The organism is Acetanaerobacterium elongatum (assembly GCF_900103835.1).
GTDB classification, from domain to species: domain Bacteria; phylum Bacillota; class Clostridia; order Oscillospirales; family Ruminococcaceae; genus Acetanaerobacterium; species Acetanaerobacterium elongatum.
In genome coordinates this window covers 1-17,878 of sequence record NZ_FNID01000028.1, presented here as the reverse complement: position 1 = coordinate 17,878, position 17,878 = coordinate 1, and the positions used below count along the sequence as shown (strand labels likewise).

Below are 17,878 nucleotides of genomic sequence, written 5' to 3'. Positions count from 1 at the left end.
TTCTGCGATAAAATCAGCCAGGGGATGAGTGATATATTTTACACCAGGGAAAGTGTAAAACGCACCATTATGCACCCGACGGCGCAAGCAGCTTTGGGGTTGGCTTGCGCGACTGCTTGGGGATGGTTACGATATACTCTATGTAATCGTCTTTTTCCACCTGCTTGGCGTGCGCGTCTACACCCGCCTTCTGCATGATGTTGACCGCCTTGGTTACGGTATTAATAAACAGCCGCACATCCTTTACCACAATCACCTTCTCCTGACGAGGCTTCAGGATGGGGTTTACAATGCGGCTGATATACTCCTCGGTCTGCCCTACATTTAAGCCCTTCGCGATAATGGTATTCAGTGCCTCCTGCCGCTCCGCCTCATCATCAAGCTTGAGCAATGCCCGTGCATGCCGCTCGGTAAGGTGGTTCTTAATAATCAGCCTCTGCTCCGCCTCGGTAAGCCGTAAGAGCCGCAGCTTGTTGGCAATGGTGGACTGCGCCTTGCCAAGCTTAACAGCGGCCTGCTCCTGCGTGATACCCCAGTCTCTAATCAGTGCGCTGTAGGCCATCGCCTCCTCAAAGAAGGTTAAATCCTTGCGCTGCAGGTTTTCCAGCACCGAAAGCAGTGCCGACTGCTGGCCGGTGGTATCTACCACAATGCAGGGCACCACATCCAGCTGAATCATCTTTGCGGCGCGCAATCTGCGCTCCCCCGCAATCAGCTCATACAGCCCGTCCTTCATGCGCCGAACCGTAAGCGGCTGCAGCACCCCGTTATAGCGGATGCTTTCGGCAAGGCTTTGAAGCTCGTCGCTATCCATAATCTTTCGCGGCTGCGCGGGGTTTGGAAGTATATTCTCTGTGTTAATCTCGATAACCTTATTGATGGTCTTCTCTTTAGAGAATACGGACATGTTTCTACCATCCTTCCCGCATAAACATGTAATAATACCTTGTTAGCTTGAACATTCCGCAGGAGTGGAGGGTATGTAACAGCGGCAGCTATGTTTCATGTGAAACAAAGTACCCTTTATGCTTGTCCACTGCTGCTGAACTTAGTGTAGCATAAAGGGTTCTTATTTTCCACTATTTTCCGTTGTGTGAATATGACAGAAAGCCCGATGAAACTATTAATCTTGAAGAATTAAAGAGGCTTTTTTGCAATTTGAGCGCCGGGGCGCGGGTATTTTGGTAAAGTATGCGATATCTTTTTTATCACCACAATACTGCGCTTGCTCTCATCCGGCAGCCCAAAGCGGATAACCTCCTGCACCTGCCCGCCCAGCAGCTTTACGGCATTCTGGGCCTGCTTCAGTTCCTCGTCTACCTCTCCGCTCTTCATCGCTGCGAAGATTCCGCCCGGCTTTACAAACGGCAGGCAGTATTCGCACAGCTCGTTCAGTGATGCCACCGCGCGCGCGGTAGCATAGTCGTAGCGTTCGCGATAGGCGGGGTTTTTGCCCAAGTCCTCCGCACGGGTGTGGATAGCCTCGGACTCCAACCCAAGCTGCGCGGTAAGCTCCTTTAAAAAGGTAATGCGCTTGTTCAGCCCGTCGGCGAGGGTGATAAAGATATCCGGGCGCATGATCTTAACGGGTACGGCGGGAAAGCCGGCGCCGGTACCCACATCTATTAAACGGGCGTTTTCTGAAAGGTGCAGCTTGGCATCCAGAAGAATACTGTCTAAGAAATGCTTTACCGCGATACCCTCCTCGTCCTTGATGGCGGTGAGGTTCATGCGGGTGCTCCAATCAAGCAGCAGATCTTTGTACAGATCAAACCTAGCAAGCTGCTGCTCGGTAAGCGCTATGCCGTAATGGGGTGCGGCATTCTTCAGGGTATCGGTTGTAAGGCTCATATGCTTACCTGCCTTTCCGGCAATATTTATAGATTAAATAATGTTGGGCGAAACGGGTAAGACCGTTCACTATATATTTGTAGAGGCGCGCATTGCACGTCTGCGGTATTAACGAAGGCTGTGAGGCTGCCGCGGCATCTTAGCGCGAACGGTATTCGCCAGCTGTTTTATCGGGACGTACCAATGCCGCGGAGGCCGCAGGTCTCCCCTACATCAAAATCATGGACGGATATTACACGGGACGTCGAGGACGCCGCTCCCTACATCCCTTTTCTATCTCACTTCTGCCCTCTTGCCAGCCACACCAGCAGCACCGAGATATCCGCGGGGCTTACGCCTGAAATTCTGGAGGCCTGCCCGATGCTCAGCGGCTTTACCTTGAGCAGCTTCTCGCGTGCCTCCAGACGAAGGCCGCTGATCTCCTGATAGGGGGTGTCGGGTGAGAGCGCCTTATGCTCCAGCTTGCGCATGCTCTCTACCTGTGCGAGCTGGCGTTTGATATAGCCCTCGTATTTGATCTCGATCTCCACCTGCTCGATGACATCGTCGGTGAGCGGCGGGCGGTGCTCGTCAAACGGGGCAAGGTCGAGGTAGGAAACCTGCGGGCGGCGGACAAGCTCCGAAAGGCGCGCTCCGGTGGAAAGCGGCGCTGTTTCACGTGAAACAAGTAAAGCGTTTACGGCCTCGGACGGTGCGACAATCACCTTGTCAAGCCGCGCAATCTCCTCATCAACCTGACGGTATTTTTCCACAAAAGCCTGATAGCGCTCCTCTGAGATAAGCCCCAGGCTATAGCCGATGGGGGTAAGGCGTTTGTCGGCGTTATCCTGCCGCAGCAAGAGGCGATACTCCGAACGCGAGGTCATCATGCGGTAGGGGTCTTGACAGCCCTTGGTGGTGAGGTCGTCAATCAGCGTGCCGATGTAGGAGCTGGCGCGGTCGAGCAGCAGCGGCTCTTTGCCCTTTGCATAAAGTGCCGCATTGATACCCGCAATCAACCCCTGTGCGGCGGCCTCCTCGTAGCCGGAGGTGCCGTTGAACTGCCCGGCACCGAACAGGCCGTTTACCTGCTTAAACTGTAATGTGGGCAGCAGGTCGAGCGGATTGCAGCAGTCGTACTCGATGGCATAGGCGTTGCGCATAATCTGCACCTGCTCCAGCCCTTTAATGGTGCGGTACATCTTAACCTGTACCTCCTCGGGCAGCGAGGACGACATCCCCTGCAGGTACATCTCCTCGGTATCTAAGCCCAATGGCTCGATGAACAGCTGGTGGCGCTCCTTATCAGAAAAGCGCACCACCTTATCCTCAATGCTGGGGCAGTAGCGCGGGCCGATACCCTCAATCATCCCGCCGTAGAGCGGTGAACGGTGCAGGTTTTGCCTGATTACCTCATGGGTTCTCTCGTTGGTGTAAACGATATGGCAGGGCACCACATTTCTAAGCGGCAACTTGGTTTCAAACGAAAAGGGTACAATCGGCTCGTCGCCGGGCTGCTCCTCCAGCTTGGAGAAGTCGATACTGCTTTTTAAAATACGCGCGGGGGTTCCCGTCTTAAAGCGGCGGGTGGCGATACCCAGACGGTTGAGGCTCGCGGTAAGGTGAGTGGCGGCCTGACAGCCATCCGGCCCGCTTGGATAGGAGCACTCCCCCACATAGATTTTTCCATTGAGGTAGGTGCCGGTGGAAACAATCACCGACCTGCAGCGGTACACGGCACCCAGACGGGTAACCGCCTCGAGCAGTATGCCGTCTTGCGCCTTACGAACCTCTACCACCTCGGCCTGCTTGACAATGAGGTGCTCGGTGCGCTCGAGCAGGTGCTTCATCTCGTTATGATAGCGCACGCGGTCAATCTGCGCGCGCAGGCTGTATACGGCGGGGCCTTTTCCGCGGTTGAGCATACGGCTTTGAATAAGGGTTTTATCCGCCATGCGCCCCATCTCGCCGCCGAGTGCGTCAATCTCGCGCACCAGATGCCCCTTGGCAGTTCCGCCGATAGAGGGGTTGCAGGGCATATTGGCAACGGCATCTAACGACAGGCTGAAAAGCACCGTCTCACAGCCAAGCCTTGCGGCGGCAAGTGCTGCCTCGCAGCCCGCGTGCCCCGCCCCGATAACGGCTACGTCATATTCTGCGGCCAGGTATTCTACCATGAATCTTCATCCTCTTTATATCATGCTAAATTGTTATTGTTGATGGTATTAAAACCATTGATACACCGTAGGGGCGAACTGTGTTCGCACTAATCGTACGCATTATTGAATACCGCAACAAACCGGAAGGTTTTCAACATCGCAAAGGCTGGCCGTTGAAAACTATTTGCCCACGCAAAACCTCTCAAACACGCTTTCGATAACCGTGTCGCTTACCCGTTCGCCGGTAAGCTCCATCAGCGCATCCAGCCCACAGTCGATGTTTACACACACCGCGTCCAGGGTAAGGCTTAACGCACCGAGTGCCTCCTCAAGCAGGGCGCGGGCGCGGCGGGCACAGTTAAGCTGGCGGGCGTTGGCCAGCACCGGCTTCATAGGGTCGAAATTCTCTAACGCAAACAGGTGCTCAATGAGGGTTGTAAGCTGCTGATAGCCGGAACCGGTAGCGGCAGATATTTCTACAATATGTTTATAATGTGATTCTATATACGCTCTGTCTATTTGTGTGGGCAGGTCGCTCTTATTAATCACCGCGATGGCTGGGGTGCTGCCGATGGCTTCGGTAAGCTGCTTATCCTCATCGGTCAACTCAGCGGAGCTATCAAACACCGCAAGCACCAGGTCTGCCTGAAGCAGCCGTTGTTTGGCAAGGCTTACGCCGATGCACTCCACAGGGTCGTCGGTGGCACGGATGCCCGCGGTATCGGAAAGTCGAAGCACGGCGCTGCCCAGGCGGACGGTGATATCCACCACATCGCGCGTGGTGCCGGGGATGTCGGTGACAATGCTGCGGGTTTCACCCGCAAGCAGGTTCATGAGGGTGGACTTGCCCACATTGGGCTTGCCCGCAATCACGGTATGGATACCCTCGCGGACAATACGGGTAGTATTATAACCGGCTATCAGTACGTCTAGTTGGGCGCAACAGCTGTTCAGCGCAGCAGAAAGGGCGTCAATCTGTACGGCGGGCACATCCTCCTCGGGGAAGTCTATCCATGCGGCAAGGCTTGCCGAGAGGCTCACCAGCTCGGCAACGATGCCGCTGAGCTTATGGTAGAGCGCACCGTCGTGTGCCGCAAGCGCCGCCCTTGCCGCCTGCTCGCCGTTAGCCGAGATGATGTCCATTACCGCTTCGGCCTGGGTAAGCCCCAGCTTGCCGTTTAAAAACGCGCGCTTGGTAAACTCCCCCGCCTGCGCGGGCGCAGCACCGTTTTCAAGTACCGCAGCAAGCACACGCTGCAGCAGAAAGCTGCCGCCGTGGCAGGAAAGCTCGACCACATCCTCGCCGGTGTAGCTTTTGGGGGCGGCAAACACCAGCGCCACCGCCTCGTCAATCGCGCCGTTTTTATCATATACCCGCCCGAACAGCGCGGTATAGCCGGCGGCGGTAAGCACGCTTTTCTTCTTTGCGGCGGGGGTAAATACGCGCGCGGCAACCTCCCGGGCATTATCGCCAGAGATTCTGATTACCCCTATCCCCGCCCCGCCCTGCGCGGTGGCGATTGCCGCAATGGTTTGGCTCATATTGAATCTGCCTTTCAAATATTCTGTGATTGGTATTATCGCGAAAGGTACAACTCCTGCCCCAATACAGCGCAGGGGCGACAGGCGGATTTGGCACGCGGTTTTAACATAGTCCAATATTGCCACAAAACGGTCAAGCCCGTTTCCTGCGAGGTTAGATTGGAATTTGTAGGTGCGGTCATCGGCCGTCCGCGGAATTATATCGGCCCTTGGTTGATGAACCGCAAGCGCGCAATGCGCGCCCCTACATGTCTTACTGTGGATTCGCGGTTATATGCGGGCGAACACAGTTCGCCCCTACAACGGTTAGAACCTTTTTGCGCGCGGAACGACACGGGGGTCGTTCCCTACGGAATATGCGCTGCCGATTACTAGGGCAGACACACGGGTATGCCCCTACAACCCGCCGCAGGGCGGCGAATATACGGGGGCACCCGTTCGGTGGCGAAGCCCCCGGACATTTCTCCCCCTCCCGCACAAAGAAATCTTAAGCAATATGTGCCTACAAATGCGGGAGGGGGTTGGGGGTGGGCAAGTAGCAGCTAGGAACTAGTTATTAGCTTTTCGTAGAAAGCAACCCAATGGCGGGGAGAAAATAGGCATGGGAGAGAGTTCCCCGTGTAGGGAACGGTTTTGACCGTTTCGCGGTATTTGTGTGGCGCACGGTAAAACTTGTCACGGTGGGGGTAACGCCGCCAGTGGGTGGTGCGGGGGTGGACTTTTAAAAGCCAGAGGTGAGCGTAAAGAGGCAGATATTTCACACATTACAGTGAAATAATTTTTTAAAAATTTCAACACATCAGCAAAAACTATGCAACTTTATGCTTTTGCAGGGTATTAGTGAAAGGAGATTTAAACTGTCGGCTTCATGAACGAACCCCCACGCCAGAACTGGTGTGAGGGTTTGAGTTAAAGGCTTAATCCAGATCAATCTTGGAGTAGAGCGGCTTATCCTCGGCATCCTTTGCCGGAACGGCCTTGGGCTGCTGCGAGGGTGCCGGGCCCGCGGCGGGCTTGTTGTTATACGGCCTGCGGTCGTTATTATACGGCTTACGATCGTTGTTGTAGGGCTTGCGCTCTCCGTCATAAGGCTTACGGTCGTTATTGTAGGGCTTGCGGTCGCTGTTATACGGCTTACGCTCATTGGCGGGCTTATCACCGCTGTTATAGGGCTTACGGTCTCCGTACGGCTTGGCGCCGTCGCGGCGGTTGTTGTTGTAGGGCCTTGAGCCGCCTCTGGGCGGGAAGGTCTTTACCGGGTTTTTAGAGGAGATTACCACGCGGCGGTTGGGCTCTTCGCCGAAGGAGTTGGAGGTTGCGCCCTCTACCGTTTGCACCGCGGCATGGATGATGCGGCGCTCGTAGGGGTTCATAGGCTCCAGCGTTGTGCTGCGCCCGGTTTTTACCGCGGTGTTTGCCATGCGAACGGCAAGCTCCTGCAGGGTTTTTTCACGCTTTAAGCGGTAGTTTCCGCTATCGATGGTTACACGGAAGTAGTCGCCGTCAATCTTGTTGGCAACAAGGCCGGTGAGGTACTGCAGCGCGTCTAAGGTTTCACCGCGCCTGCCGATGATAACACCCAGGCCCTCCCCCTCCAGTGTAAAGGTTACGCCGTCTGCCTTTTCCTCCACCGCAATCTCGGTGGCTGAAAGGCCCATCTGCCCCAATACCTCGTGCAGAAAATCCTTGGCATACTTCACCTTGGAAGCCTTGTGCACTACCTTAACCTTTGCGGGTGTGGAGCGGAACAGGCTCTTCTTCGGGAGCTCTAAAATCTCCCATTCAACTTGCTCTCTGGCTACGCCCAGCTGTTCACAGGCCGAATCAATCGCCTCTTCGACGGTTTTGCCTGTAGCGATAATCTCGTTTTCCATACAACCCTCCATTCTGCCGGTTACGGCTTTGCCGATGCTCCGGCCCTTCCTTCTAGGCAATGCTTAAAATCAGTTTTAAACATCGCTTGCAGACAACACGCTACTACTTAATAAACGATACTTTAGTGCTGTCTATTATAATGCGGGAAATGGGTATAAATGAAGGTGCTAAACATCTATTTGCCTATGATGCAAATTAAGCGAAGCATTCCATCTCCCGGCAAGATAATCAATTCAACTAAGGGTTAGCGGTTATTTCAAATCCTCGTCTTTAACCTCAACATACTGGTCTCCGTACCGTTCGGCATTACGCTTTCTGGCTTCGGCAAGGCGCTTGCGGTCAAGCTCCTTTTGAGTGAGTGCCGCCTCGTTTATCGGCTCGGGCTCTGCGGCAGCGGTATCGTTGGAGGTTTCGGGCAGACGCCTTGCGCCCTGCATACCGGATGAATTTTTCTTCATCTCCTTACGCAGCGCCTTCTTGGCTTCCTGCTCGGCCTGCAGCTTCTCGAGTATTTTGGCGGGGTTGTAAACCTTATTTAAGATAAACTCCTGAAGGAGCATTAAGAGCGAGGAAAGGGTCCAGTAAAAGCTTAAGCCTGCGGGGAAGCTGAAGGCGATGAACACCGAGAAGATCGGCATGATATACATCATAATCTTCATGCTGTTGCCGGCAGGGTTGTTCTCCTGCCCGGGCAGCTTGTTTGCCCGCATGGTGTAGATGCCTTGAACCAGCGCCGCAACGCCCGAGGCGATGGGCAGCAGGATAAGCCAGTTAAACGAACCGTCTACCGTAAGGGCGAGCTTCGGGGTTTGGGTAAAGTCCATGCCCATAAAATGCATGTTTAAAGAGGAAAGCTGCTGCAGGTAGGGCTCACCGATGCCGCTGTAGGCGGAGGGATTCTTTACAAAATCGCCGACACTGTTAATCTGCCAGGAGAGCTGGCTGACATTGATGCTGTGGCCCTTGGCGATATCGGAAATCTTGGTGATGATATCGGCGGGGAAACGCAACAGGTGCGTCATCGGCTTATAGATAACATCGATAAGACCGAACAGGATGGCAAACTGAACGAGTGAGGGCAGACAGCTGCCCATGGGGTTATAGCCCTCCTCCTCATACAGCTTCATCGTCGCTTCCTGCTGCTTCTGCTTATCGGTAGCGTATTTCTTCTGTATCTCGGCAATCTTGGGCTGGAAGATGGCCATCTTGGCGGTGGCGCGCTTCTGCTTGATGGAAAGCGGGAACATCGCACCGCGGATTAAGATGGTAAAAAGAATCAGGGCAAAGCCGTAATAAGGGATTACATTATAGCACAGCCACATAATCCAACCAAGCGGGTAACCGAATATCTCGTAAATAAAATTCATCTATACAACCATCCCTTCCCGGCGCTTGTGTCACTTTGGCACAGCACGCCATACGCCTCTTTTTAAGCCGCTGCCTGCCGCGTGAAACCACACGACGCAGCAAAAGCTAACAGTTTCTTTATCAAAGCCCCGGGCTACTCATGGGGCGAATGTTCAATACAATTATGAGCTTGCCGTTTCTTGCGCTTAAAAGCGTCAAAGAAATGCTCCGGCACATAGTCGACGCCGCCGTTACTTAGGGGATTGCAGCGCAGGATGCGCCAGCCGGCAAGAATAAAGCCGCGGAAAAACCCGAAGCGCTGGAATACGCCCAACGCGTAGGAAGAACAGCTGGGGTAGTATTTGCAGCAGGGGGGAAACAGCGGCGAGATAAACCGCTGGTACAGCCGTATCAGCTTTAAAGCAAGCCAACGCATGGTAACAGTACCCCCTTGAAAAGGCCGTCGCCGCGTTTGCGGCATTAGTTCTTACGATGTCTGAATGCTAATTTTAACCGATAATTCCTGCCTTCTTTAGCTGGGCAGAAAGCACGTTCTTTACGGCGGGCATGGTGGAAGCGGCGGTTTTGGTGCGCGCCACCAGAACAAAATCCCACCCGGCGGGAATCTCGGGCTCAAGCAGGCGGAAGGCCTCGCGGAGGATGCGCTTACAGCGGTTGCGCACCACGGCGTTGCCCACCTTGGTGCTTACCGTAATGCCGATGCGCTTTAGCCCGCGGTTGTTCTTCATCACATAGAGCACCAACAGCGGATGCACAAAAGACTTACCGCGCGCGTACAGCCTGCGAAAATCGTTATTGCGGCGAAACGTTTGCACAACCTTCATCTTTTGCCAAGAACCTCACTTCTGTGTTCAGCGCCGCACAGCCATAAAAAGCACAATGCTCTTTGACTGTTGCAACAGGCCTAACATGGCTGCATATACTTCGTTTCGTTTAAGAGATGCACGCACCTTTAACGAAGATTAGTATTATAATCCTTGTCCGATAATCTGTGCTTCAATCACCAATGCGATGATGAAACAGGAAGAATAAAAACCTTTAAGCCGGCAACACAAACAGTTTACGGCGGCCGGCTTTAAATTATACCACTAAAAAGAAAGACCACATATTCTGTGGCCTGCTAATTAGAGGGTCAAGCTTTTTCTACCCTTAGCTCTTCTGCGAGCCAGAACCTTACGGCCGTTCTTGGTCGCCATTCTTTTGAGGAAGCCATGCTCTGCAGACCGCTGACGCTTTTTGGGCTGGTATGTTCTTAACATATGTTTTTGCTCCTTATTCCGGTATAATTCTACGCCTTGCAGTTTCTATCTCATCAAACAGCATAAGAAAGAACAAACAAGTCGGTTCCAATTTAGGTGAAACCTTGCAAGGTACTATTATAGCCTACAAAAGCTTGAATTGTCAAGTAATTCTCAGAAAATTCACAAAGGGAAAGGGGTGGTTTTTTCACCAAAAAAGTAGTAAAAAATTCATCAAAAAAGGGGGTTTAGCAGATATGGTATAGTATAAAAAAACAATGTATAAAGGTACACAACTTGTTGTAAAATGTATGACGGCAAACCTGCAGATCGGCAGAAAATTCTTACAGAATTCAAGGGTTCGGCACTGTTCAAAGGCATTAAAATCTGCTACAATAAGAACCGTATACTATTAATATAGGTGTGCCGGATGCAGCGTGAGCAACGCCGCAGGCTTACCCATGTATAGTTGCAAAAAAAGTCGCTTTTATGATAAAATAGAAGATGTGCAATCGGTGGAAACTTTTTCACAACACTCTCCATTCCACCGGGATTCAACAGCTTTTCAGCAGGTTTTTAACAGCCCGGTTTATAACGGTGCGACTTTGCAGGGTGCAGCATGCCTGTACCCATTGTTTTGTTGAGAAGATTGACTGAAATACCATAGAATATATTAGCGGAATGGAGCTTAACGGATTTATGGAATCATTCGACGAAGTTTTTCAGATGGTCAGTGACTACTGCAAAAACGATCTTTCCGAGACAGCGCATAAGATATGGATACGCTGCATCGAACCTGTGGGCTTTGAAAACAACACAGCTACGCTCTATGTAAAGAGCGACTTTCAGAAAAAGATTATCGACCAGAAGTACCTGCGCTTAATTAAGCAGGGCTTTAACGAGATACTGGGCTTTGAGGTAGACATCAACCTGATTACCGACAGCGACAGAAACCAGAATGCCCCCTCCTCACAAGCCGCACAGAGCCTGCTGCCGCCCGACCTGGGCACTGCCTCCGGCGCCGGCGAATATGAATACACCTTTGAAACCTTTATTGTGGGCCACGGCAACAAGTTTGCCCACGCCGCCTCGGTGGCGGTAGCCACCAAGCCCTCGGGTGCGTATAACCCGCTGTTTATCTACGGTGAATCGGGGCTTGGCAAAACCCACCTGCTCTATGCCATCCTAAACGAGATACGCAAGAGCTTCAGCAACAAGTGCATTATCTATGTTAAGGGCGAGGAGTTCACCAACGAGCTGATTGCAGCCATTCAGAACAAAACCACGCCGGACTTTCACGCAAAATACCGCAGCGCCGATATCCTGCTGGTGGACGATATCCAGTTTATCGGCGGCAAGGAGAGCACGCAGGAGGAGTTCTTTCACACCTTCAATTCGCTCTATATCGCGGGCAAGCAGATTGTGCTTACCTCCGACCGGCCGCCCAAGGAGATTAAAACGCTGGAGGACCGCCTGCGCACCCGTTTTGAAAGCGGCCTGTTAGCCGACATTCAGGCGCCCGACTTTGAAACCCGCATCGCCATCATCCGCCGCAAGGCCGAGCTGTTAGACTTCGATATACCTGAGGACGTGGCGGAGTATATCGCCAACCACCTAAAGAACAACATACGCCAGCTAGAGGGCGCCGTAAAGAAGCTGAAGGCTTACAAGCTGCTGGGTTCCATGCCCTCTCTTACCATGGCTCAGAACGCCATCCGCGATATCTTAAACGACAACCAGCCCGTACCCGTTACGGTGGAGCGCATTATCGGCGAGGTGGCCAAGACCTACGGCATCGCCGCTTCCGATATCCGCTCGAAGAAGCGTTCGGCCACTATCTCACAGGCACGGCAGGTTTCGGTATACATCGTGCGCGAGATTACGCAGATGCCGATGACGGCCATCGGCGAGGAGTTCGGCGGGCGCGACCATTCCACCATCGTTTACGCGATAAAAGAGGTGGAGTCACGCATGCTAAAGGACAAGCGCTACAAGGAAACCATAGATGATATTTTAAAGAACATTCGCGACAGCTAATTTTTTTTAGGCAAAAAGTTTTCAACACTCAACAATTCACTTTTAAGAACAGCGGCAGGTCGAAGTTACAACTAGTTTACATAAAACCGTTATTTATTCACAGGTTTTCAACTTTTCCAACATAGTTTTCAACAATACTGTGTAAAACCTGCCGAGGTTCTCACCTTTTAACAAACCGTCCACAAAAGAATGCGGAGTAAAAAGGGCTGCTTTTTCCCGAAAGAACGCCATAGGGATGGGGTTTTAACATCTCAACGGCCCCTACTACTACGACTATTTTTTATATATGATATCCTATCCGTCATGGATAAAAAACCGCTTACGCTGTACAAACGGCAAAAATTATGCCAACACTATGGTTATAACTGCTTTTTGCAGATACAAAGGGTACGGAAGACCGACAACAGGCATGGGGTTTGCATGGCATTGCAAACCCGGAGCAGTAGAAAGGACTGATTCTATGAAGATAAACTGCAGCAAGAACGCTCTTAGTGAGGCACTTGGCAACGTTTCGCGCGCAGTGGCGACCAAAACCACGCTGCCGGCATTGGAGGGTATTCTGATAAAGGCGCACGGTTCTTCGGTAAGCCTGACCGCTTACGATTTAGAGCTTGGCATCAGCACCGAGGTGGAGGCCGCGGTGGCCGAGGAGGGCGACATCGTGCTTTCGGCAAAGCTATTGCTGGATATGGTAAGGCGTATGCCTACCGAGCGCGTTCAGATTGTAAGCGACGAGAAGGGGTACACCCTGATCAGCGGCGGTGTTACCGAGTTTAATATCATCGGCATTCCGGCCGAGGATTACCCCGAGCTGCCCGAGGTGAGCGGCGGCGAGCAGGTTTCGCTTGACGCGCTTACTTTAAAGAGCATGATCAACCAGACCATCTTCTCGGTGGCGGTGACCGATACCCGCCCGGTGCAGACCGGCTCGCTGTTTGAGCTGGACGAGAATACGATTAATATTGTTTCGGTAGACGGCTTTCGCCTTGCCATGCGCCGTGAGCGGCTGCAAAACGGCAAGGTAATGCGGTTTATTGTGCCCGCCAAAACCCTTTCGGAGGTTTCAAAGCTTATCGGCGAGGACGAGGTAAAGGTAAACATCTATGTGGGGCGCAAGCATATCATCTTTGATGTGGACGGCTATAAGGTAATCTCCCGCCTGCTGGAGGGTGATTTTCTGGATTATAAAAACGCTATTCCCGAGGGCGGAACCTCCCGCGTTCGGGTTTCGGTGCGCAGTTTCGGCGGCTGTGTGGAGCGTGCCTCGCTGCTGATTACCGACCGCTTAAAGAGCCCCATCCGCTGCGTATTCGAGCAGGATGTGGTAAAGATTTCGTGCATCACCACCATCGGCAAGGCCTACGACGAGGTGGCCTGCAAGAATGACGGCGCGAAGGTTGAGATTGGCTTTAACAACAAGTTTTTGCTCGACGCGCTGCGCGCCTGCGACACCGACGAGGTGTTTTTAGAGATGAGCGGCCCGCTTTCACCCATGAAGATACTGCCCCCCGAGGGCGACAGCTTTTTGTTTTTGGTGCTGCCGGTGCGCATTAAGAGCGAGAACGCCTAATTAAAAAAGCTTAACACCGATAGATATGGAGCTTTTATGACAGAAACAAAAACAAAAGGTCTTTCAGCCGACGTATTAAAGATGATAGCGATAATAGCCATGACCCTGGACCATGCGGCCCCGGTGCTGGCCTCGGCGGAATCGCCGCTGGGCATCGCTATCCATTTCTTCGGCAGGTTTACGGCACCTATCATGTGCTATTTTATTGCCGAGGGCTACCACTATACGCACGACGTAAAGAAATATGCCCTGAGGCTTTTCATATTCGCCGCAATCTCGCAGGTTCCCTACCAGCTGCTGTTTGGCTTGGGCAACCTTTTGGCCTTTCCGCCGCAGATTAGCATGATCTTTACCCTGTTTTGCGGGCTGATTGCGCTGATTGCGTGGGATAGAATTGAGAATACCGCGCTGCGCCTGCTTGCCGTAATCGCGCTGTGTGCCGTTACCTGGTGGTCGGACTGGCAGATCTTCGGCGTGCTGTTTATTTTGGCGTTCGGCGTTTTTTACGGCGACAAAAAGAAGCAGATGACGGCGTTTGCACTGTTTGCTGCCGCTAAAATCATCTATAACGTGTCCTCTGACCTTATTACGGGGCACAACCCGATTGTTGAGCTTTCAAAGCTTGGGTTGTTCTGTGTGATTCCCCTGTTGCTGCTGTATAACGGCACACGCAAAAAGAGCGCGTGGCGCAAGTGGTTTTTCTATATCTACTACCCCGCGCACCTGCTGCTGTTTGCGGTGATTAACCTGCTGGTGATTGGGTATAAGGGGCAGTGATGCAGGGGCGCGCATTGCGCGTCTGCGGTATTACCGTAAGCCGAATGATTACGCGGACGGCCAATGGCCGCCCCTACAAACCCTAAACCAAACCCCGTAGGGGCGAACTGTGTTCGCCCGCAGTATTACCGGAGAATCACATTGAGTACCGCGGGAGACCACAGGTCTCCCCTACATTCCGTAACAAAGGATTCCTAATACCTATAAAGGTGATACGATGAAAAAACAAGAGATAGCCATCCATACCGAATATATCAAGCTAGACCAGCTGCTGAAGTTTGCGGGGCTTGCCGATACCGGCGGGCAGGGCAAGGAGCTGGTGCAGGGCGGCGAGGTGAAGGTAAACGGCGAGGTGTGCCTGATGCGCGGCAAGAAGATTCGCGCGGGCGACGTGGTAACCTTTAACGGCGTTACGCTTACCGTTACCGGAAAAGAAAGCTAAAGCGCATGATTGTTAATAAGGTAAAGCTTACAAACTTTAGAAATATAAGCGAGATGAGCTTTTCCCCCGCCGCGAATGTCAATATCATCTGCGGGGACAACGCCCAGGGCAAAACCAATCTGATTGAGGCGCTGTGGCTGTTTACGGGGGCGAAAAGCTTTAGAGGGGCCAAGGAGAACGAGTTTATCCGCATGGGGTCGCCCTTTGCCGCTCTTTCGCTGGAATTCACCGGCGAGGAGCGCGGGCAGACCGCCGGCCTGAAATTCTATGAGCAAAAGAAGAAAGAGGTGCTGCTAAACGGCGCGCAGAAGGAAAGCTCGGCGGCACTTGCGGGAAGGTTCTGCGCCGTGGTGTTCGCGCCCACCCACCTTGGCATTGTGGCCGAGGGGCCGGCAGAGCGCAGGCGGTTTTTAGACCTTGCCATCGGGCAGATACGCCCCATGTATATCAAGCTTTTAGGCGATTACCAGAAGGCTCTTGCCCAGCGCAACAGCCTGTTAAAGGATATTCCCTACCACAGCGAGCTGCAGGATACGGTGGAGCTGTGGGATGACCGATTGGCGCAGCTTGGTGCCTCGGTGATGCAGCTTCGGCTGCGCTACCTGAAAAAGCTGGGCGAGGAGGCCAAAGCCATCTATGCCGGGCTTGCGGGAGAGGACGAGCCTTTTACCCTTGTCTATCAGCCGTCGGTTGCAGCACAGGCGGAGGTGCCCTCGAAGCAGGAGCTGTATGAGGCCATTTTGAAGGCGCTGCGGGAAAGCTTAGGTGAGGACATCCGTGCGGGGTATACCACCCGCGGGGTACACCGGGACGATTTTGAGGTGACTGTAGGCGGGCTTTCGGCAAAGGCTTATGGCTCGCAGGGGCAGAAGCGCAGTGCGGTGCTCAGCTTAAAGCTCGGTGAAAGCAATATTTTGAAGGACTCCCTCGGGGAGAACCCCGTCATCCTGCTCGACGACGTGATGAGCGAGCTGGACGCAAAACGGCAGGAGTATATCCTAAACCACGTGAAGGACAAGCAGGTTTTCATCACCTGCTGCGACAGCAATGTCTGCTCCGCGCTAAAGGACGGCGCGGTGTTTCAAATAGAGGCCGGGCGCATCGTTTAGGCATGAGGCTTATCCGGCGCGCGGCGGAAACGGGACAGTATGGACATTCAAACCGTCACACCCATCTTCTTCTCCCCCACCGGCACCACCCGCAAACTGGTTCACGCCGTCATCGGCGGGATGGGCGCAAGGGCGGCGGGTGAAATGGATTTAACCCTGCCGTCGGTGCGCGGCACAGAGCCTCCCCCCATCACAGGCGACGCGGTGATTGTGGCCATGCCGATTTACGCCATGGGCATACCGTTTTTGGTGTACCCTTTTCTGCAACAGCTGAAAGGGGACGGCAAGCCGGTAATTTGTATGGCGGTTTACGGTAACATATCGGCGGGTATCGCGGTGCAGCAGTTGTACCGGCTGTGCTCTAAGCAGGGGTTTATTCCGGTAGGAGCCGCCCTGATGATTGCCGAGCACAGCTACTCTGACAGTAAATACCCCGTGGCACAGGGGCGTCCGAGCAGCGAGGATATCACCTGTGCGCAGGAATTCGGCAGGCAGTTTGCCCAAAAGCTCAAGAATGCAAAAACGCCGGATGAAGCCGTACTCGCCCCGATGCCTTACAACCCGTTGCTGTATTATTTTAAGCAGCTGCTGCGGTATAACACCACACGGTTCTATGCGCAGGTTCCGACTTTGGAGCAGGACCGCTGCAACCACTGCGGGCTGTGTGCAATACGCTGCCCGATGGGTGCCATAGATCAGAGCACCCTGCAGGTCGATGCCAAAGCCTGCATCCGCTGCTGTGCCTGCGTGAAATGTTGTAACAAAAAGGCGCGTACCCTGCGGTTTCGGCTGAACTTCCCCGCCTCCCGCATGCTCAACTTGCGCGCGGGAAAGATGAAGCAGCCGCATATATGCATCTGAAGCAGCACCGCAGTTTATATAAGCAAATAAATCCGTCAGATTGGAAAGGGTTGGTTTACACTTATGTATCTACATCTCGGGCAGGATACCGTGGTGAAGCTGGAGGATATCGTGGGCATCTTTGACATTGAAAACGCCACCATCTCCAAGCACACCAAGAACTATCTCGCCGAGGCGCAGCGGAAAGGGCGCGTCGTAAACGTTTCCTCGGAAATACCCAAGTCGTTTTGCGTGTGTATACAAAACGGCGAGGTGACGGTGTATGTTTCGCAGATTTCATCGGTAACGCTCAAGCGCCGCAGCGGCTATATCGAGAGTATTGCAAATATATAGATCTATGCCGCAGGGGCGCGTATTGCGCGTGTGCGGCCTAACCGAACACCATGTTTAATACCGCGGGCGATTGATAATCGCCCCTACAATATCAAATAGAACCCTGCGGGATTAAACAGCGTGCACCCCGCGTAAGCGAGGGGGCATCTGTTTGGGGGCGAAGCCCCCAAACATCCCTCCCCCTCCCGCATAAGCAATCTTGGGCAATATGTGCCCTACAATGCGGGAGGGGGTTGGGGGTGGGCTTTTGGAGGGCAAAGGACAAATAGAAGCATAGCGCAATTGCGGCCTAACCGAACACCATGTTTAATACCGCGGGCGATTGATAATCGCCCCTACAACAAAACCCTTTGGGCGGGTGGATAGAATGCACAACGGTCAAGACCGTTGCCTACATCCATTATCTTTGGTGGGCGGAGATACCGCGGGGCGTCGGGGACGCCGGCAACTACATCCCGCCGCAGGGCGGCGAATAGACGGGGGTACCCGTTTGGGGGCGAAGCCCCCGAACATTCCTCCCCCTCCCGCGCAGGAAACCCAAGAAAACCGAAACGCCACGGCGCGGGAGGGGGTTGGGGGCGGGCTCGCAGAGGGTAAAGTCCCATTACCTTAAGTGTTCAGATATAATCGGGGACGTCGGGAACGCCGTCCAATACAAGAGGTCAGAAATCAGACGGCAGAGGAAAGAAAATGTCCTGCCCGAGTTTTTATAAATACAACTATTTCTCCGGCAATAA

16 protein-coding genes are annotated in these 17,878 nt (G+C 53.3%); 7 read left to right on the top strand and 9 right to left on the bottom strand.

Annotated features, from left to right (window positions below; translation table 11 throughout):
- Nucleotides 1-67: 67 nt before the first annotated feature.
- From BLR50_RS10315 to rpmH, 9 genes are all read right to left on the bottom strand, one after another.
- Nucleotides 68-907 carry a ParB/RepB/Spo0J family partition protein gene (locus BLR50_RS10315; RefSeq protein ID WP_092641660.1) on the bottom strand — a complete coding sequence of 280 codons (840 nt, stop codon included), beginning with the start codon at nucleotides 905-907 and terminating at the stop codon, nucleotides 68-70.
- 230 nt (nucleotides 908-1,137) lie between these two features.
- Entirely contained in the window at nucleotides 1,138-1,851 is a 714-nt protein-coding gene (gene rsmG, locus BLR50_RS10310) for a 16S rRNA (guanine(527)-N(7))-methyltransferase RsmG (protein ID WP_092641657.1), read from the bottom strand.
- 278 nt (nucleotides 1,852-2,129) lie between these two features.
- Nucleotides 2,130-4,007, bottom strand: coding sequence for a tRNA uridine-5-carboxymethylaminomethyl(34) synthesis enzyme MnmG (gene mnmG / locus BLR50_RS10305; protein WP_092641654.1), 1,878 nt, complete (start codon nucleotides 4,005-4,007; stop codon nucleotides 2,130-2,132).
- Between the two features lie 162 nt (nucleotides 4,008-4,169).
- On the bottom strand, nucleotides 4,170-5,531 hold the full coding sequence (gene mnmE, locus BLR50_RS10300; RefSeq protein ID WP_092641651.1) for a tRNA uridine-5-carboxymethylaminomethyl(34) synthesis GTPase MnmE: 1,362 nt from the start codon (nucleotides 5,529-5,531) through the stop codon (nucleotides 4,170-4,172).
- A gap of 917 nt (nucleotides 5,532-6,448) precedes the next feature.
- The gene (gene jag, locus BLR50_RS10295) at nucleotides 6,449-7,405 is read right to left on the bottom strand and encodes an RNA-binding cell elongation regulator Jag/EloR (protein WP_092641731.1); all 957 of its coding nucleotides are present in this window, start codon (nucleotides 7,403-7,405) and stop codon (nucleotides 6,449-6,451) included.
- Between the two features lie 252 nt (nucleotides 7,406-7,657).
- A complete protein-coding gene (locus tag BLR50_RS10290) occupies nucleotides 7,658-8,773 on the bottom strand; it encodes a YidC/Oxa1 family membrane protein insertase (protein WP_092641648.1) in 1,116 nt (371 codons plus the stop codon).
- A 134-nt stretch (nucleotides 8,774-8,907) separates the two neighbouring features.
- Entirely contained in the window at nucleotides 8,908-9,189 is a 282-nt protein-coding gene (gene yidD / locus BLR50_RS10285; RefSeq protein ID WP_092641645.1) for a membrane protein insertion efficiency factor YidD, read from the bottom strand.
- A gap of 73 nt (nucleotides 9,190-9,262) precedes the next feature.
- Nucleotides 9,263-9,598 (bottom strand): ribonuclease P protein component, encoded by a 336-nt coding sequence (rnpA, locus tag BLR50_RS10280; RefSeq protein WP_092641642.1) that lies wholly within the window; start codon nucleotides 9,596-9,598, stop codon nucleotides 9,263-9,265.
- Between the two features lie 300 nt (nucleotides 9,599-9,898).
- The gene (gene rpmH / locus BLR50_RS10275; protein WP_092641639.1) at nucleotides 9,899-10,033 is read right to left on the bottom strand and encodes a 50S ribosomal protein L34; all 135 of its coding nucleotides are present in this window, start codon (nucleotides 10,031-10,033) and stop codon (nucleotides 9,899-9,901) included.
- A gap of 678 nt (nucleotides 10,034-10,711) precedes the next feature.
- On the opposite strand from rpmH, the gene dnaA reads away from it, so the two are divergent.
- From dnaA to remB, 7 genes are all read left to right on the top strand, one after another.
- Nucleotides 10,712-12,049: a chromosomal replication initiator protein DnaA gene (gene dnaA / locus BLR50_RS10270; RefSeq protein WP_092641728.1), complete on the top strand. Its 1,338-nt coding sequence runs from the start codon at nucleotides 10,712-10,714 to the stop codon at nucleotides 12,047-12,049.
- A gap of 460 nt (nucleotides 12,050-12,509) precedes the next feature.
- On the top strand, nucleotides 12,510-13,619 hold the full coding sequence (gene dnaN / locus BLR50_RS10265) for a DNA polymerase III subunit beta (RefSeq protein ID WP_092641636.1): 1,110 nt from the start codon (nucleotides 12,510-12,512) through the stop codon (nucleotides 13,617-13,619).
- Nucleotides 13,620-13,655: 36 nt separating this feature from the next.
- Nucleotides 13,656-14,396 carry a TraX family protein gene (locus tag BLR50_RS10260; protein ID WP_092641633.1) on the top strand — a complete coding sequence of 247 codons (741 nt, stop codon included), beginning with the start codon at nucleotides 13,656-13,658 and terminating at the stop codon, nucleotides 14,394-14,396.
- Nucleotides 14,397-14,613: 217 nt separating this feature from the next.
- Nucleotides 14,614-14,838, top strand: coding sequence for an RNA-binding S4 domain-containing protein (locus BLR50_RS10255; protein ID WP_092641630.1), 225 nt, complete (start codon nucleotides 14,614-14,616; stop codon nucleotides 14,836-14,838).
- Nucleotides 14,839-14,843: 5 nt separating this feature from the next.
- On the top strand, nucleotides 14,844-15,947 hold the full coding sequence (gene recF / locus BLR50_RS10250; protein WP_092641627.1) for a DNA replication/repair protein RecF: 1,104 nt from the start codon (nucleotides 14,844-14,846) through the stop codon (nucleotides 15,945-15,947).
- Nucleotides 15,948-15,986: 39 nt separating this feature from the next.
- Nucleotides 15,987-16,808, top strand: coding sequence for an EFR1 family ferrodoxin (locus BLR50_RS10245; protein ID WP_092641624.1), 822 nt, complete (start codon nucleotides 15,987-15,989; stop codon nucleotides 16,806-16,808).
- A 63-nt stretch (nucleotides 16,809-16,871) separates the two neighbouring features.
- On the top strand, nucleotides 16,872-17,141 hold the full coding sequence (gene remB / locus BLR50_RS10240; protein ID WP_092641621.1) for an extracellular matrix regulator RemB: 270 nt from the start codon (nucleotides 16,872-16,874) through the stop codon (nucleotides 17,139-17,141).
- The last annotated feature ends 737 nt before the right edge of the window (nucleotides 17,142-17,878 follow it).

Excerpts from the sequence above, each read along its gene's own strand:
- BLR50_RS10315 (WP_092641660.1), bottom strand. The coding sequence starts at position 907 with ATGTCCGTATTCTCTAAAGAGAAGACCATCAATAAGGTTATCGAGATT.
- rsmG (WP_092641657.1), bottom strand. The coding sequence starts at position 1,851 with ATGAGCCTTACAACCGATACCCTGAAGAATGCCGCACCCCATTACGGC.
- mnmG (WP_092641654.1), bottom strand. The coding sequence starts at position 4,007 with ATGGTAGAATACCTGGCCGCAGAATATGACGTAGCCGTTATCGGGGCG.
- mnmE (WP_092641651.1), bottom strand. The coding sequence starts at position 5,531 with ATGAGCCAAACCATTGCGGCAATCGCCACCGCGCAGGGCGGGGCGGGG.
- jag (WP_092641731.1), bottom strand. The coding sequence starts at position 7,405 with ATGGAAAACGAGATTATCGCTACAGGCAAAACCGTCGAAGAGGCGATT.
- BLR50_RS10290 (WP_092641648.1), bottom strand. The coding sequence starts at position 8,773 with ATGAATTTTATTTACGAGATATTCGGTTACCCGCTTGGTTGGATTATG.
- yidD (WP_092641645.1), bottom strand. The coding sequence starts at position 9,189 with ATGCGTTGGCTTGCTTTAAAGCTGATACGGCTGTACCAGCGGTTTATC.
- rnpA (WP_092641642.1), bottom strand. The coding sequence starts at position 9,598 with ATGAAGGTTGTGCAAACGTTTCGCCGCAATAACGATTTTCGCAGGCTG.
- rpmH (WP_092641639.1), bottom strand. The coding sequence starts at position 10,033 with ATGTTAAGAACATACCAGCCCAAAAAGCGTCAGCGGTCTGCAGAGCAT.
- dnaA (WP_092641728.1), top strand. The coding sequence starts at position 10,712 with ATGGAATCATTCGACGAAGTTTTTCAGATGGTCAGTGACTACTGCAAA.
- dnaN (WP_092641636.1), top strand. The coding sequence starts at position 12,510 with ATGAAGATAAACTGCAGCAAGAACGCTCTTAGTGAGGCACTTGGCAAC.
- BLR50_RS10260 (WP_092641633.1), top strand. The coding sequence starts at position 13,656 with ATGACAGAAACAAAAACAAAAGGTCTTTCAGCCGACGTATTAAAGATG.
- BLR50_RS10255 (WP_092641630.1), top strand. The coding sequence starts at position 14,614 with ATGAAAAAACAAGAGATAGCCATCCATACCGAATATATCAAGCTAGAC.
- recF (WP_092641627.1), top strand. The coding sequence starts at position 14,844 with ATGATTGTTAATAAGGTAAAGCTTACAAACTTTAGAAATATAAGCGAG.
- BLR50_RS10245 (WP_092641624.1), top strand. The coding sequence starts at position 15,987 with ATGGACATTCAAACCGTCACACCCATCTTCTTCTCCCCCACCGGCACC.
- remB (WP_092641621.1), top strand. The coding sequence starts at position 16,872 with ATGTATCTACATCTCGGGCAGGATACCGTGGTGAAGCTGGAGGATATC.